The 13,524-nt window shown below is 46.7% G+C and carries 14 protein-coding genes; 5 read left to right on the top strand and 9 right to left on the bottom strand.

Features of this window, described 5'->3' with window-relative positions; genetic code table 11:
* Positions 1–39: 39 nt before the first annotated feature.
* From RCH83_RS02890 to RCH83_RS02870, 5 genes are all read right to left on the bottom strand, one after another.
* The gene (locus RCH83_RS02890; protein WP_306518849.1) at positions 40–1,047 is read right to left on the bottom strand and encodes an isocitrate dehydrogenase; all 1,008 of its coding nucleotides are present in this window, start codon (positions 1,045–1,047) and stop codon (positions 40–42) included.
* A gap of 193 nt (positions 1,048–1,240) precedes the next feature.
* A complete protein-coding gene (locus RCH83_RS02885) occupies positions 1,241–2,914 on the bottom strand; it encodes a hypothetical protein (RefSeq protein ID WP_306518847.1) in 1,674 nt (557 codons plus the stop codon).
* Positions 2,907–3,302 (bottom strand): DUF3192 domain-containing protein, encoded by a 396-nt coding sequence (locus RCH83_RS02880; RefSeq protein WP_306518845.1) that lies wholly within the window; start codon positions 3,300–3,302, stop codon positions 2,907–2,909. Before RCH83_RS02880 ends, RCH83_RS02885 begins: the two co-directional genes overlap by 8 nt.
* Before the next feature lie 201 nt (positions 3,303–3,503).
* Entirely contained in the window at positions 3,504–4,862 is a 1,359-nt protein-coding gene (gene ppnN, locus RCH83_RS02875; protein ID WP_306518843.1) for a nucleotide 5'-monophosphate nucleosidase PpnN, read from the bottom strand.
* A gap of 79 nt (positions 4,863–4,941) precedes the next feature.
* Positions 4,942–6,501 (bottom strand): GGDEF domain-containing protein, encoded by a 1,560-nt coding sequence (locus RCH83_RS02870; RefSeq protein WP_306518841.1) that lies wholly within the window; start codon positions 6,499–6,501, stop codon positions 4,942–4,944.
* Positions 6,502–6,938: 437 nt separating this feature from the next.
* On the opposite strand from RCH83_RS02870, the gene RCH83_RS02865 reads away from it, so the two are divergent.
* Complete coding sequence (locus RCH83_RS02865; RefSeq protein ID WP_306518839.1) at positions 6,939–8,717, top strand: M61 family metallopeptidase; 1,779 nt, start codon at positions 6,939–6,941, stop codon at positions 8,715–8,717.
* 135 nt (positions 8,718–8,852) lie between these two features.
* Here the strand turns inward: RCH83_RS02865 and queF are convergent, their stop codons facing one another.
* Positions 8,853–9,701, bottom strand: a complete 849-nt coding sequence (gene queF, locus RCH83_RS02860; protein WP_306518837.1) for an NADPH-dependent 7-cyano-7-deazaguanine reductase QueF — start codon at positions 9,699–9,701, stop codon at positions 8,853–8,855.
* 55 nt (positions 9,702–9,756) lie between these two features.
* On the opposite strand from queF, the gene syd reads away from it, so the two are divergent.
* Positions 9,757–10,299: a SecY-interacting protein gene (syd, locus tag RCH83_RS02855; protein ID WP_306518835.1), complete on the top strand. Its 543-nt coding sequence runs from the start codon at positions 9,757–9,759 to the stop codon at positions 10,297–10,299.
* Positions 10,300–10,376: 77 nt separating this feature from the next.
* On the opposite strand, the gene RCH83_RS02850 is transcribed toward syd, so the two are convergent.
* Positions 10,377–11,150 carry a DUF2310 family Zn-ribbon-containing protein gene (locus RCH83_RS02850; protein WP_306518833.1) on the bottom strand — a complete coding sequence of 258 codons (774 nt, stop codon included), beginning with the start codon at positions 11,148–11,150 and terminating at the stop codon, positions 10,377–10,379.
* Positions 11,150–11,491 (bottom strand): hypothetical protein, encoded by a 342-nt coding sequence (locus RCH83_RS02845; protein ID WP_306518831.1) that lies wholly within the window; start codon positions 11,489–11,491, stop codon positions 11,150–11,152. Before RCH83_RS02845 ends, RCH83_RS02850 begins: the two co-directional genes overlap by 1 nt.
* Positions 11,492–11,673: 182 nt before the next feature.
* On the opposite strand from RCH83_RS02845, the gene RCH83_RS02840 reads away from it, so the two are divergent.
* The 3 genes from RCH83_RS02840 to RCH83_RS02830 all read left to right on the top strand — a co-directional run bounded on the left by RCH83_RS02840 (position 11,674) and on the right by RCH83_RS02830 (position 13,199).
* Positions 11,674–12,042 carry a DUF3192 domain-containing protein gene (locus RCH83_RS02840; protein ID WP_306518829.1) on the top strand — a complete coding sequence of 123 codons (369 nt, stop codon included), beginning with the start codon at positions 11,674–11,676 and terminating at the stop codon, positions 12,040–12,042.
* A gap of 123 nt (positions 12,043–12,165) precedes the next feature.
* On the top strand, positions 12,166–12,819 hold the full coding sequence (locus tag RCH83_RS02835; RefSeq protein ID WP_306518827.1) for a GNAT family N-acetyltransferase: 654 nt from the start codon (positions 12,166–12,168) through the stop codon (positions 12,817–12,819).
* Between the two features lie 53 nt (positions 12,820–12,872).
* A complete protein-coding gene (locus RCH83_RS02830) occupies positions 12,873–13,199 on the top strand; it encodes a DUF962 domain-containing protein (protein WP_306518825.1) in 327 nt (108 codons plus the stop codon).
* Positions 13,200–13,205: 6 nt separating this feature from the next.
* On the opposite strand, the gene RCH83_RS02825 is transcribed toward RCH83_RS02830, so the two are convergent.
* Complete coding sequence (locus RCH83_RS02825) at positions 13,206–13,502, bottom strand: DUF3301 domain-containing protein (protein WP_306518823.1); 297 nt, start codon at positions 13,500–13,502, stop codon at positions 13,206–13,208.
* Between the last annotated feature and the right edge of the window lie 22 nt (positions 13,503–13,524).

Here is a 13,524-nt window from a genome sequence, read left to right as displayed (position 1 = left end):
TGTTGGCACCAGAGTTATCCGGAGCAGACAAATTTTGTGTTACAGACGTTCCAGCATGGCAGCGGTAAAGTCTGTGGTGCCGTGTGTGCCGCCTAAATCGCGGGTGGTACGGTCGCCACTGGCAATTACATCTGTTAAAGCAGCGAGGATTTTTTTCGCTTGCTCCTGCATACCCAGGTATTCCAGCATCTGGATAGAAGCCAAAATCACTGAACTTGGGTTGGCCAGGTTTTTACCTGCAATATCAGGTGCACTGCCGTGCACAGCTTCAAATACGGCGCAATCTTTGCCGATATTGGCACCTGGCGCCATACCTAAACCGCCAACTAAACCGGCACATAAGTCAGATAAAATATCGCCAAACAGGTTGGTGGTCACTATCACATCAAATTGTTGTGGGTTCATCACCAGCTGCATACAGGCGTTATCAACAATCATTTCAACAGCCTGAATATCCGGATAACGGGCAGCCACTTCACGTGCTGTTTTCAGGAATAAACCAGAAGTTGACTTCAGAATATTGGCTTTATGCACAATAGTGACTTTTTTGCGGTTTTCACGGCGCGCCAGCTCAAAAGCAAATTCAACAATACGCTCAGAACCTTCGCGGGTGACCACGCTCATGGCTTCGGCCAGTTCACCTTCGTTTTTTACCACCTGGCCAGCGCCTGAATACATACCTTCAGTGTTTTCGCGCACTGTGATGATATCGATATTGTCGTAACGGGCTTTGGTGCCTTTAAACGAAATCACCGGGCGTACGTTGGAGTACAGGTTAAATTTTTTGCGCAAAGTCACGTTAATAGAAGTAAAACCTTCACCAACTGGCGTTGTCAGCGGGCCTTTTAAGGTGATTTTATTGCGGGCAATAGCGTCCAGCGTGGCTTGTGGCAATAAGTCACCGGTTTTTTCCAAAGCAGTAAGACCAGCATCAACAAATTCATAGTTGAAGTTACAGCCGGCTTTGTCCAGCACAGCCAGGGCGGCGTCAACAATACTTGGACCAATGCCATCGCCTTTAATGACGGTAATAGTTTGTGAACTCATGCGGGTTCCTTAAATGTGGCAAGCAGGGAAGGGATGTTGGCCGGCGTCTTATCCGCCTTGGGACAGGACTGGTTTTGGCAACATCGGAAACGGCGCGACTATAGCATTTTTCGTTATTCGTTTCCAGTTGACGGGCCTTTATCACCCATACAGCAGATTAATACCGAAAATAACTAAAAGTGATGAAATAAAACTACAGATCTGGTTGCAGAGGCCAATAACAATTATGCTGTTCAAGCACTGACTGCTGCCATATTGCCCAGGACATATTGGGTAAATCCAGTGCTTTTACCGCAGATTTTTGTTGTTGCTGCCACTGTGTGCCCAATAGATCCGGTTGGTAAAAAACAGATTCAGCCAAGATCCAACCTAATTGAATCAATGCATTAGCACTTTGTTGATGGCTATAAGCTGCTTGCATTTCCAAAGGTTGACTGTAAGACAAAACAGCATCCTGCCATAAACGATGAAAACCAAGGCTGGCCACCAACTGACTGACCAGGCGTGGAAATTCGGTTTGTTGCCAACTGGTCTGATGACTAAATAACGCCAGTGGCACTGTTTGATTGGACTGTTGTAGTGGATACCAGCGGCAATTGTCTTCTTGCATCAGCACTAAACAAAAACAACCCGCCAGCAATTGTGCTTGCAAAGGCAACAGTTCGAGCTGTGAACTGGCTTTTGCTAACACAGTAAAACTTGCTGCCAGACACTGTTGCAACTGGTAAAACCATGTTGCATAAGGTTGTCTGCAGCTGTGTTGATGTTGTGCCAGCCAGCCCAGACGTAGCAATAAGGGTAAATTGTCGGCGCCAACCAGAGCTACGGCATGGGTTAAATCACGAATCGGCAGTTGTTGTCTGCTGAGTTGGCGTGCCTGATGGCAAAGGGTGGTCGCTAACTTTGGCTGGCTTTCCAGCCAGGCCACTTGTTGTTTTACTGAATGTTGCGGGTTGAGCAGATATAACTCGGACAAAGTTAATAAAGGCTCAGCAGCAGAGACTGCCGGGCTTGAAACAAATAACTCCAGCCAACTGGCATCAGCTAAACGTGCCGGAGACAGCAGTTTCATGCCACTGTCATAAAGTTGGCTTGGCTGGGACTTAAGCTGTTTTGTCGATAGATCCAGTGCATAAGCTTTTAGTTCAGGTGTTACCTCGGTGATTAAGGCTACTTCACCTATGCCGTCGCTGCAGAAACGGCCAGTCAGATGTAGCTGACCCTTGTCCTGGGCCAGCAGATTCACAAAATGCAAATCCAGCGGCTGATAGGGTTTTTGTAATAAACGCTGCAAAGCGGTTTCCAGCCCAACTGCAACCTGGTGTTGTGCTGGTGTGATTTGCGCGCTTATCTGGCTGCAGAACCTGATTGCGGATGCATAAGGGCTTTGTTGCCAAAGTGGTTTTTGTGAAGAGTTTAGGCTGCTGTCATGCAGCAGACGACGCCATTGCCGGTGGGTAAAGCTGTTACCAGCCAATTTCAGACTGAATAAACCGGCTTGTTGCAGTAGTTCTACTATAGAGTTTTCTGCCTGTTGTAGTGGCTGATGCACAGCGGTCAGCCGGAAAAAACAACAAGCGATCAGCTCTTCAGTGATGATATCCGGCCATTTTGCCGCTTTGGCGATGTTATGCAACAACACCGCTTGTTTTATTGCAAGCTGACTGGCCAGGCTCTGGGCGGCCGGTGTTAATGCCAGTTGGCTGCGCAGCAGCTGGGGCTGTAAATCAGCCAGTTTGCAAAATTCGCCTGCCAGTTGCTCGGCGATTAATACAGTTTTATCCGGCACAGCCGCCTGAGCAGACTGCTGATAATAACGATCCAGATATTGGTATAACTGGAAAAGCGCAGCACAGTCTTTATGCATCGTCCGCTGTCGCCTGCTGATAAAGGGTGACTGCAGGTTCAGCTAAAGCAATCAGCTGATGGTTTTTAAACAGCAGGGCGGTACATTCTTGCCGTGTGGTAATGCCGTCGGAAATTTCTCTTTTGGTGCGGTAGTACATCAGCTGATAAATATCGGTGCCGACTTTTTTAGCTTCGGTAATATCAGGTCCACCTAGTTTTTCAATCAACTGGGGCTGTGTCAGCGGGCTTTGTGCGGTCAGTTGGCTGATATATTTCAGGTTATAAGCTTCTCTGTCATTCCAGATCATTTTGGACGGATCGTCCTGATAAAACGTCAGCACCAGCCAGGTCAGTAGCGGATACAGCGGTATTGCTAATGCGAGGATCAACCAGATCCGTTTGTTCATAAAAACTCCGGGTCGCGCCTTGCCGCTGAAAGGTCAGCTCCACCAGCAGCAGATTTTTGACGTTGCAACAATTACAAACAGATAGTTGCAGATTTCATACAAAAAGCCTGCCAGACTGCAGGCTTTTGCTGATGTTAACTGCTGACGCCGGCTTTGTCCGCTGAAAACCGTTTAATGCCGGGCAGGGGCGACCAACTGCTGTCAGCGGGCGATTTTATAACAAGGGATATATTTACTGCCTGGCAATTTCATCCGGCCCTGTGCCACAAAAGCTTCCAGCAGATTATCCATCAGGTGCATCAGTTCGGGCTCACCAGATAAAACAAAAGGTCCATGCTGGGTAATGGCTTTAATACCTTCATCTTTGACATTGCCTGCCACTATGCCGGAAAAAGCACGACGCAGATTGGCCGCTAGTTTGGCTTTATCCTGTTCCAGATGTAAATCCAGTGCTGCCATATTCTGGTGAGTGGGTGCAAAAGGATGCTGGAAGTCACTGTCGATTTTCAGCGACCAGTTAAAATGGTAAGCATCACCCGTTGCTTTACGGTAAGCCCGTACATCAGCGCAGCCCTGTTTTAGTTTTTGTGCAACCAAAGCCGGATCGTCCACTATGACTTCAAAAAGTCCCAGTGCTTTTTCACCCAGGGTTTTGGCGATAAATGCCTGTAGTTCCCTAAAATAAGCTTCACTGTGTTTTGGTCCGGTCAGAATAACCGGCAACACCTGATCTTTGTTTTCATCGTGTAACATAATGCCCAGCAGATATAACAGCTCTTCTGCAGTGCCTGCGCCACCCGGGAAAATAATAATGCCGTGGGCGGTACGGATAAAAGCTTCCAGCCGTTTTTCAATATCCGGCAAAATCACCAGTTCGTTGACAATTGGGTTTGGTGGTTCAGCGGCAATAATGCTTGGCTCAGTTAAACCCAAATAACGGCCGTGGCGGATACGTTGTTTGCTGTGACCAATGGTGGCGCCTTTCATTGGGCCTTTCATGGCGCCAGGGCCACAACCTGTGCAGATATCCAGGCCACGTAAGCCCAGCTGATAACCTACTTCTTTGGTGTATTTGTATTCCACTTCGTTAATGGAATGGCCACCCCAGCAGACGATCATATTGGGTTCAATGGCTGAGCTTATTACTCTGGCATTGCGCAAAATATCAAAGACGGTATGGGTGATATGATCGCTGTTATGCAAATCCAGACGGTTTTGATCAAAACCCAGTTGGGTGTGGTAAAACAGAATATCGCGCAGTACGGCAAACAGATGTTCGTGAATACCCTTGATGATCTGGCCGTCGACAAAAGCATTGGCAGGTGGATTAAATAACTCAATTTTAATGCCGCGCTCACGGGCGATTAGGTTTACCGCAAAATCCTGAAATTGTTGATAAATTTCGGCGGAACTGTCGGTATGGCTACCCACATTCAGCACAGCTAAACAACAATTTCTGAATAAACGGAAGGTTTCGCTATTGGAATTTTGTTTGAGTTGATCCACTTCCAGCTGCGATAATAAATCCATTGCACCCAGTGGGTTCAGTTGTACATGCATTAGTCTCTCCTTGTCGTCTGAGCTGTACGCCACGGACCCGAAGAGGGGCCAGCCTGGCGGCAGCCCTGTTTATGCCGTATTAATCCCTGAACACCACTTTATCGCGACCACCCCTTTTGGCGTCATACAAAGCTTCATCTGCTCTGTCAAAAGCTTCACGGTTGGTGTCGGCGTTACGTAATTCAGTGGCACCGAATGAGATGGTAATAGGCACGTTGGTATCTTTAAATTTAAACGGGATACGTTTGATTTTCTCCCGGATGCTATTGAGTGGCGTCACTAAGTCTTTGATGTCCGTTTCAGGGAATAACAAAATAAACTCTTCACCACCATAACGGGCAATAAAATCGGTTTCGCGCAGGCTTTGTTTTAATGCTTTGGCAATGACTTTTAAAGTTTTGTCGCCGGCACTGTGACCGTAACTGTCATTGATGTTTTTAAAATGATCAACATCAGCAAGCACTATCGACAGTGGTCTGCCGGACCTTTTGGCTCTTTTGACTTCTAGCTCATACCGCTCATCAAAAGCAGCGCGGTTCGGCAGTTCGGTCAGTGCATCCTGTAAGCTGCGGAACTTCTGCTCGGCCAGACGTTTTTTAAACTGATTGGCTTCTTCTTCCAACTCTTTTAACCGATCTGCCATGCTGTTGAGCGCCTGCAGCATCAGTTCACGCTCTTGTCGTTCCAGCTGTTCTTTGTCTTTGAGTGAATTGGTAATAACACCCAGTTTGCTGCTGACCATAGTTTGCAGCTGTTCCAGCGAGGTGGCCGATTTAGTTTCTTTACTGAGTAAATCAATCTGACGCTCAATCTGTTCATTCAGCGCCTGCATTTTTTGTTTAATGTCATTGCTGCTGGTCAGCGACGACACTAAAGAATGCTGCACACTGGTCAGTGCTTCATTCAGCTTTAATAAAAAGTGTTGTGCCGACTGACGTTCGTCATTAATGCTGGAAATAATAATTTCTATGGTCTGCAGGCAGGCTTCCAGCAGTTTTTCTATTGTCAGCTCAGTCAGCAGGCTTAAACGAATGCCTTCAATAGACTTGGCATATTGGCCTTCAAAAGCCAGTTCACTGAGTAAATTGGTCAGTTCCACCGAAATTTGCCGGCAAATAGCGTCATAACGACCAGCTTCAGCTGACGCAGTTGCGCCCTGCTGCTCAATGTCATGTTTTGCCGAAAGTGCGGACTGATAAAGCTCAGTTAAATGAGTTAGATGTGGCAAAAACGCCGTAACACTAGGTGTTGGTTCGTCAACTTTAGTAAGTAGTTCGCGCAGATCCCGTCTTAGTTGATCAGGTAGCCCCCGTTGTTTTTGCAGGAGTTTTCCGGCTTCTGTTAAGCTCAGTTGGGCCTTTTTTACGTCTTGTTGCTGCTTGGCTTCCAGCAGTTTTAGTTGTTCAGTGGTGGCTTCGATAAAAGGCAGGATCTTTTCCAGATCGATGCCTTTTGCCAGTTCCTGTCGCAGCCGGGCCAGTTTGTTGTCCAGATCAACATCTATCCCCTTGCTGACCAACGACAAACGTGACACAAAATTGGTCAGAATTTTAAATTGACCTTCATAAGTATCTTCGAGCTGTTTCCGGGCTTTTAATGCTGAGGCAAGTTGAGTTTTGAGATTGTTGTCTGAGTCCACTACTGACGTTTTCCTGGCTAGAACCGAGTGACGTTTGCGCTAAGTATATCGTTAATAAAGGCAAAAGCGCAGTCGTTTTAGCGCAAAGCGCCAAATTTTGGCCAATAAAAAACGGCAGGTGCTGAGCCTGCCGTTTTTTATGGTCCTGTATCGGACTTTTATTTTATTTCCTGGTCAGGTAGTAGGGTAACCAGGATTGTTCTTCAGCAGAGGTCAGAGTCGTCATTTCAGCTGTCCTATTTAATCGGTTGGGGTTGATGTGTCTGGCATCAACGCTGCTAAGTTAACCATATTTCGAAACGAAAGTAAAAGTAAGGTTGTAATGTTTCATTATGACTTTCATAAATTTTGAAAGCAAAAGTGTACACTTTGGACGCAAAGCGCTGGAATCGCCGTTGAATTTGGCTTAGTTTGAGCTGAATTTCAGAGGAGAAGTTATGAAAGTTATTTTGCAAAGCTGGTGTTTGCTGATGCTGCTGTGTGCCACAGCTGTTAAGGCTCAGACCCAATATCAGATCAATATCAATCAGCCTGAACATCACCTGGCAGATGTAAAGATGCGGTTTCATCTGGCCGCAGCAGGTGCTGTTGAATTAAAACTGCCGGCATGGCGTACCGGCAAGTATCAGATCCTGGATTTAGCCAATGGTGTGCGATTATTTCAGGCACGGGATCAAAAAGGTCAGGCGCTGAAGTTTTATAAAAAAGAAAAAAGTATCTGGGTGCTGGAGGTTCCGGCAGCAGGTGAAGTGGTGGTCAGTTATCAGATTTATGCCAATCAGCTGGGGGAACGCAGCCGTCATATTGATGAAACCCATGCTTATATCAATCCAAGTGCTTTTCTGATGTTTAGTGATGAATTGCGATCACAACCTTCGACAGTGCAACTTCAGGTGCCGGCCAACTGGCGCAGTACTTCTGGTATGGCACGTGGTGATAACCCACATCAGTTTAAAGCCGCCAACTATGACGTACTGTCAGATTCCCCCATTGAAAGTGGTATTCACCAGTCTTTTAGTTTTGTCGTCGATAACCGTAACTACGAAGTGGTATTTTGGGGGGAGGGAAATTTCGATTCGAAACAAATCGTCACAGATTTACAAAAGCTGGTGGCACAGGCACCGAGCATCTGGCAGGGTTACCCTTACCAGAACTACCTTTTTATTATTCATGCTACAGGCGGTGCCCGTGGCGCTACTGAACACTTAAATTCCACAGTGATCCAGCGTGACAGATTCAGTTTTGCCAGTCGCAAACATTATCTGGAGTTTCTTGGTACCGCAGCCCATGAACTGGTGCACACCTGGAACATCAAGGCGTACAGACCGGCAGAACTGGTGCCGTACAACTATTTAGCACCCAATTACACTGAGTTGTTGTGGATCTCGGAAGGTTCCACCAGTTATTTCCAAAACCAGTTGTTATTGCGTGCAGGTTTAATGACAACTGCCGAATTTTATGAAGATTTAGCCAAAAGACTGGATAAATTTGCCCGTTTGCCCGGAGCTCAGGTGCAGTCGGTGGCACAAAGCAGCTTTGACAGCTGGATAAGCCTGTCTGGTGATCATGCTGACAATTTTAGTGTGAACATTTATTCGGAAGGTTACCTGGTGAGCTGGATGCTGGATCAACATCTGCTGAAGAACTCAGGATTAAAAGCCAATTACCGGACTTTGCACAACGAGTTGTATCAGCGTTTTGGTAAAACGACCGCTTTTACCGCTGCCGACATTCAGCAAATAGCTTTGGATCTAACCGGTAAACCTGTAACTGAATTCTGGCAACAGCAGGTAGAAACGCCGCTGGAGCTGGATGCTACCGCTTTATTGGCCGACGCTGGCCTGGTGTATAAAGCTGCGGAAAAACAACAGGCCTGGCTTGGGGTAACTGGTACTTTTCTCAACGGTGTGGAAAAGATCAATAAGGTAGAGCGCGACGGACCGGCCTGGCAAGGTGGTTTAACGTCGGATGATGAAGTGATAGCTGTCAATAAGTTGCAGTTAAAATCGGCGCTGACAGAGCGGCTAAAAGACTTTAAACCCGGGCAGCAACTGACTTTGACCTTGTTCCGGCAAGGACGTCTGCTGGAAAAAACAGTGACTTTAGGCGCTTTGGCAGCTGAGCCAGCTAAAATTGTGCCGATGAAAAAACCTGACCGTCAGCAGCGGCAGTATCACCAAGCCTGGTTAGGTGTGGCCTTAGCTGCAACGAAATAACAACGTCGGCTATACAATTGTTCAGTGAAAAAGGCCGCATAGCGGCCTTTTGTTTTTCAGTGTGTCGTTCAGACTTTTTGGCGAGAAAGTGCCTTTAGTGCAAAGCCAAAGCGGCAGAAGCGCCAACAACAGCTGTTATTGTCTGGTCAGCCTGATATTGGGGGGCATATAAGGTTCACTGCTGCGCAGCGGGTTGATATCCAGACCACCTCTTCGGGTGTAACAGGCATAAACTGCCAGAAATTCAGGCTGGCAACGGCGTTGAATATCCAGATAAATCCGTTCCACACATTGTTCATGAAATTCATTGTGATGGCGGAAGCTGATGAGGTATCGCAACAGGCTTTCGTGGTCAATAGCAGCACCACGGTAATGAATAAATACACTGGCCCAGTCGGGTTGGGATGTAATCAGGCAATTCGATTTTAATAAATGTGAATGTAACTTTTCTTCCACCTGATGCGCCGGGCCTGCCAGCTTCAGCAAAGTTGGATCAAATTCATATTGATTCACTTCAATATCCAGATCATCCAGACAACGTCCCTGGATCCAGGTGGGCTGGAAGGCAATAAGTTCATTGACATGATGAATGGTCACTTCAACTTTGGCACCGGCACATTCTGACAAATCGCTGACCAGAGTCTGATACAACTGGCTGATATCTTTAAATCTGGTCTGGTTCAGGCTGTTCAGGTACAACTTAAAAGATTTAGATTCAATCAGGTAAGCAGAAGTGACCGGCACCACAAAAGTGGCCAGCGCCACCATAGGTTTGCCTTTATGATTTAGCCATGACAGTTCATAAGCATGCCAGATATCCTGGCCATAAAACGGCAATGGATTGATGTCTGCGGCCAGACCAATAGCATCACGGCCCAGTTGACGCGGCACCTGCTGTAATAAGCTGGCATCGTACTGGTCGGCATAAGCTGTGGTTTTGCCCAGACTTAAGTGGGCTAATAATGATTCATCAGGTTTTGTCATGGCAAGCTCGAACCGGTTAGAATGCGGCAATTTTATCACAGGATGTTGTGCTGTTATGTCTGAAGTTGCACTGCGATTTACTGATTTATTAAAAAAAGCCCGGCAAGCGGCCGAATCCAACGGCCAGCAGTGGTTGGCTTATGCCGAACCTGAACAGCCATCACCTTGCCAGTTTGGCGACGTTGTTGATGACCAGGTGGCCTGGTGGCCGGTCTTGAACGATGCCGCCATTGATTTCAGCGGTCTGGAGCATGGGCTTGAGCTAAGTTTGCACCCGGATCTGAAGGCGTTTTACAGCACGGCTTTTGGTGGCGGTTTACGTCTGCAGCATCAGCGGGGGCCGGTAGAATTGCTGATGCCATGGCACCAGGCCGACACAGAAAGGTTACAACAAAACATCATTGGTCATGTATTGATGAAAAGGCGGTTAAAACAACAAATTACCATCTTTTTTGCTGTGACAGACGATGAAGATTTGATGTTGTCGCTGCTAAACAGCACAGGCGAAGTCTATCTGGAGCGCGTTGGCTGCGAAGTGAAAGAAAAGCTGGCAGATTCTCTGGCTGAATTTTTAAAGGCGCTGACATTGCCCGCTTAGACGGTTATTTTAAGTTTTGGCTCAGCGCTACAAGCTGCCACTATAGATCCAAAGTGGCAGCTCTGAAGTTTTATATTTTATTGGCACTGCCAGGCGATATTGCAGACCAACCGGCAATTTTCACACTGAAAATCAAAAAGCTCATGTAAAGGTTCAGCAAGAGCCCAGCCTTTGCCGCAACCCGGGCAACATTTGTTTGCTTCCAGTGCACAATTCACGCTGCTGCCGCTATACAGGGCGTAATACACGGGTTTTTGTAACGATTGTTCAAGCCGGCGCGCAAAACGCCTGCCTTGTTGGTTCAGCGAGCTGTGTAGCTTTTGTAAGCTGTGCTCAGCGGTTTTATCCAGCACCCGTTTTTCCTGCATCTGAATTTCATCCAAAGCCTGATATTGCAGCTGCCAGCGAATGAGGTCTTCATGATCCAACGCCGAAGTTGCATCAGCTTGATAAAGCGGCACAGGTGCAAAATGCTCACCACAATACAACACCGAGTTACTGTGACCAAAACGGCAATACAAAATATAGCTCTCTGAAACAGCACAGGGATCTGTATGGTTTGACATCAGATCCTCTCCCAGAAGCTCAAGCTTTGGATAAGCAATACCGGCCGTACCAAGTGCCTGTAATGCCTGTAAACCTCGTTTGCTGTGATGCTGGTTATGCAGGGCATCAGTGGCTGGTAATATCACCCTGCTGACAAATTCATCTTGTGCCAGATAAGTGGGGAACTCGCGACCCAAAATCTGCCCCTGAAAAATCAGACTTTCCAGATAACAGCGGATAGCAGCTTCTGCCTCTGTATAACTGGTGTCGGCAATAATACGAAACCGCAGCTCTGCGACCCACATCAGTTGTCACTCCGTTGCTGAAGTTGTTGCAACAAGGTCAGAACAAGATCCAGTTTTTGCTCCAGACGCTGCACATCTTGTTGTAAAGCAGCAATCTCAGTGGCTGAACCTGCCGGCAACGCTGCTGCTGTTTGTAACACTTTGTTCTCCTTGTGTTGATTGATGGCTTCGCTGCCGGCAGGGGCAGGCGGATTTGCCCGCCAGTTTTGATAAGCACTAAAAAGTGCAGGTGCATCGACACCTTTGCCGGCACGGGCGCGAACCAGCGCCAGGCTTGGGGTTTTGCCTTCCCGTTGCAGATCGGCGGCAAGTTGGCATACCAAAGAATAAAGCTGAGTCATGGCAAAGTCGTTTTTGCTAAAAAGTGGTTTAATTTACCACTTGTTACAAATGGATAGCGAGCGCCTAATTGATAACTTATTGTTTTTAATGGTAAGTTTTATTGGCATTTAGTTTGCTATGACCTTGGCGAAAACAAACTAACGCATAACGCTTTATTGATGCATTTAAAAAAGGATCTGCAATGAACACTCTGATGAAATTATTCGCCGCCGCCACTTTAACTTCTTTATTATCCGGTTGTGTCATTGCTGTTGGTAATGACGATATGGACGATGACAACTGGAGCAAAACCAAAAAAACACAACAACATAACCAGAATTATATTAATCAGCTGAAAACCGGTGCCGATGCCGCTTCTGTGCGCAATAGTCTGGGTACCCCTGATTTCACCGAGTCCTTTCAAAAAGAAGGTGAAACTGTTGAAGTGCTGTTTTACCGCACACACCGCAGTCATGGTGATGGCATGACCAGCAAAGACGAATGTACTGCGCTGATTTTTAAACGTGGATTATTGGTAGGCTGGGGCGACAAAGCTTATCAGCAACTTTAATTTCTGTGGTGTAAAACAAAACCGGCTTTTGCCGGTTTTGTTGTTTATGTTGGCTTGATTTGCGCTCTTTCTATTGCCTGCTATGGTGGATAAGCCACTGATGATAAAAAAGGAAAAGGCAAGATGAGCGATATTTCTTCACCCGAAACCAGTATTGATCAAAGCTTAAAAGTTGAAGTATTAAATGCCGAACAACTGAAAATGGCCGCTTCAATCTTGTATATGGCGTACCACGACGATCCGCTTTTTATGCAAATTTTCCGCGCCACTGAAACTGATTATGAAAAACGGCTGCGATCTGCTATCCGCGAAGATTTAGCGGCATTCTGGCAAGCCGGACAGCCGATTTTGGGTTTGTTGCAAGGTGAGCAGTTATTGGGGGTTGCCTGTATTACCACCCCGGCTTCAGATTTATCCGGAGACAGGTTCTGGCATTGGCGCTTAAAAATGTTATTAACAGCAGGTTTGTTGTCAACGCGGCAAATGTTGGAAAAAGAGCAAAAAATTCATGCGGCTATGCCGGCAAAACGCTATCACATGCTGGCTTTTCTGGCCCGTAATCCCAGTTACCATCATCCTGCTGCCATGCGCACTTTTTTACAGGCCATTGATCATTGGGTTGATGAAGACACAAGCTCAGAAGGCATTGGGGTTTTTGTCACGCTGGACAAATATTTACCGCTTTTTCAACAGCATGAATACCATCAGGTGGCCCGGCTTGACTTCCAGACTGTGGGCGGTACCTTGTTGTTTCGGCCAAGGCAACAGCACAAATAACTGTCTTGGCAGTAAAGCGGACAAGAGGCCAAAAAGGAGAGTAGTGAAGTTCTATGCAGAAATTTGAGAGTTTTGCCCAGTTTTACCCTTATTACCTGTCTGAACATCAACAGCCTTTGTGCCGTGTTTTGCATTATTGTGGCAGCACTCTGGTGCTGCTTATTCTGGGCTGGTTAGTGCAAAGTGGTTTATGGCAGTTTGTCTGGTTATTGCCGCTGGCAGGTTATGGTTTTGCCTGGGTCGGGCATTTTTTTGTTGAACACAATAAACCCGCCACTTTTCAATACCCCTGGTACAGTCTGGCGGCAGATTGGGTGATGTATAAAGACTTTTTGACCGGGCAACTGGCCCATAAACTGGCGCAGTTACCCAAAAACTAAGTGACTTCAGGTTTTAAAGGCCGGCAGTTCAAAAGCTGCCAGTCTTAACCCTTTTAACCACAACTGCGCCTGATAACGGCTTTCACCATCACCGCTGAATTCCACCTGATATAAAGTACGAAACACTCTGTGCCCGTCTTTTTTCACCAGTTTGTGACTCACCCTGGCACAATCCAGATACTGAATTTGTTGCTGCTGGCACAGTTGTTTCGCCAGCAATGTCGCTCTTTCGTCCTGACGACGTTGCATCAGAAACACATAAGCAATAAACATCAATAAAATTAAAACTGCTACTGAACTCATTATTTTTCTCCGTTAAGCAACA

This window comes from Rheinheimera sp. (assembly GCF_030824435.1).
GTDB lineage: Bacteria > Pseudomonadota > Gammaproteobacteria > Enterobacterales > Alteromonadaceae > Pararheinheimera.
Note: the sequence above shows the minus strand (reverse complement) of the source record. Positions and strands in the feature narration are given on the sequence as shown.

What these genes read in the sequence shown, in the direction of transcription:
- RCH83_RS02890 (WP_306518849.1), bottom strand. Translation starts at nt 1,047, where the DNA reads ATGAGTTCACAAACTATTACCGTCATTAAAGGCGATGGCATTGGTCCA.
- RCH83_RS02885 (WP_306518847.1), bottom strand. Translation starts at nt 2,914, where the DNA reads ATGCATAAAGACTGTGCTGCGCTTTTCCAGTTATACCAATATCTGGAT.
- RCH83_RS02880 (WP_306518845.1), bottom strand. Translation starts at nt 3,302, where the DNA reads ATGAACAAACGGATCTGGTTGATCCTCGCATTAGCAATACCGCTGTAT.
- ppnN (WP_306518843.1), bottom strand. Translation starts at nt 4,862, where the DNA reads ATGCATGTACAACTGAACCCACTGGGTGCAATGGATTTATTATCGCAG.
- RCH83_RS02865 (WP_306518839.1), top strand. Translation starts at nt 6,939, where the DNA reads ATGAAAGTTATTTTGCAAAGCTGGTGTTTGCTGATGCTGCTGTGTGCC.
- queF (WP_306518837.1), bottom strand. Translation starts at nt 9,701, where the DNA reads ATGACAAAACCTGATGAATCATTATTAGCCCACTTAAGTCTGGGCAAA.
- syd (WP_306518835.1), top strand. Translation starts at nt 9,757, where the DNA reads ATGTCTGAAGTTGCACTGCGATTTACTGATTTATTAAAAAAAGCCCGG.
- RCH83_RS02850 (WP_306518833.1), bottom strand. Translation starts at nt 11,150, where the DNA reads ATGTGGGTCGCAGAGCTGCGGTTTCGTATTATTGCCGACACCAGTTAT.
- RCH83_RS02845 (WP_306518831.1), bottom strand. Translation starts at nt 11,491, where the DNA reads ATGACTCAGCTTTATTCTTTGGTATGCCAACTTGCCGCCGATCTGCAA.
- RCH83_RS02840 (WP_306518829.1), top strand. Translation starts at nt 11,674, where the DNA reads ATGAACACTCTGATGAAATTATTCGCCGCCGCCACTTTAACTTCTTTA.
- RCH83_RS02835 (WP_306518827.1), top strand. Translation starts at nt 12,166, where the DNA reads ATGAGCGATATTTCTTCACCCGAAACCAGTATTGATCAAAGCTTAAAA.
- RCH83_RS02830 (WP_306518825.1), top strand. Translation starts at nt 12,873, where the DNA reads ATGCAGAAATTTGAGAGTTTTGCCCAGTTTTACCCTTATTACCTGTCT.
- RCH83_RS02825 (WP_306518823.1), bottom strand. Translation starts at nt 13,502, where the DNA reads ATGAGTTCAGTAGCAGTTTTAATTTTATTGATGTTTATTGCTTATGTG.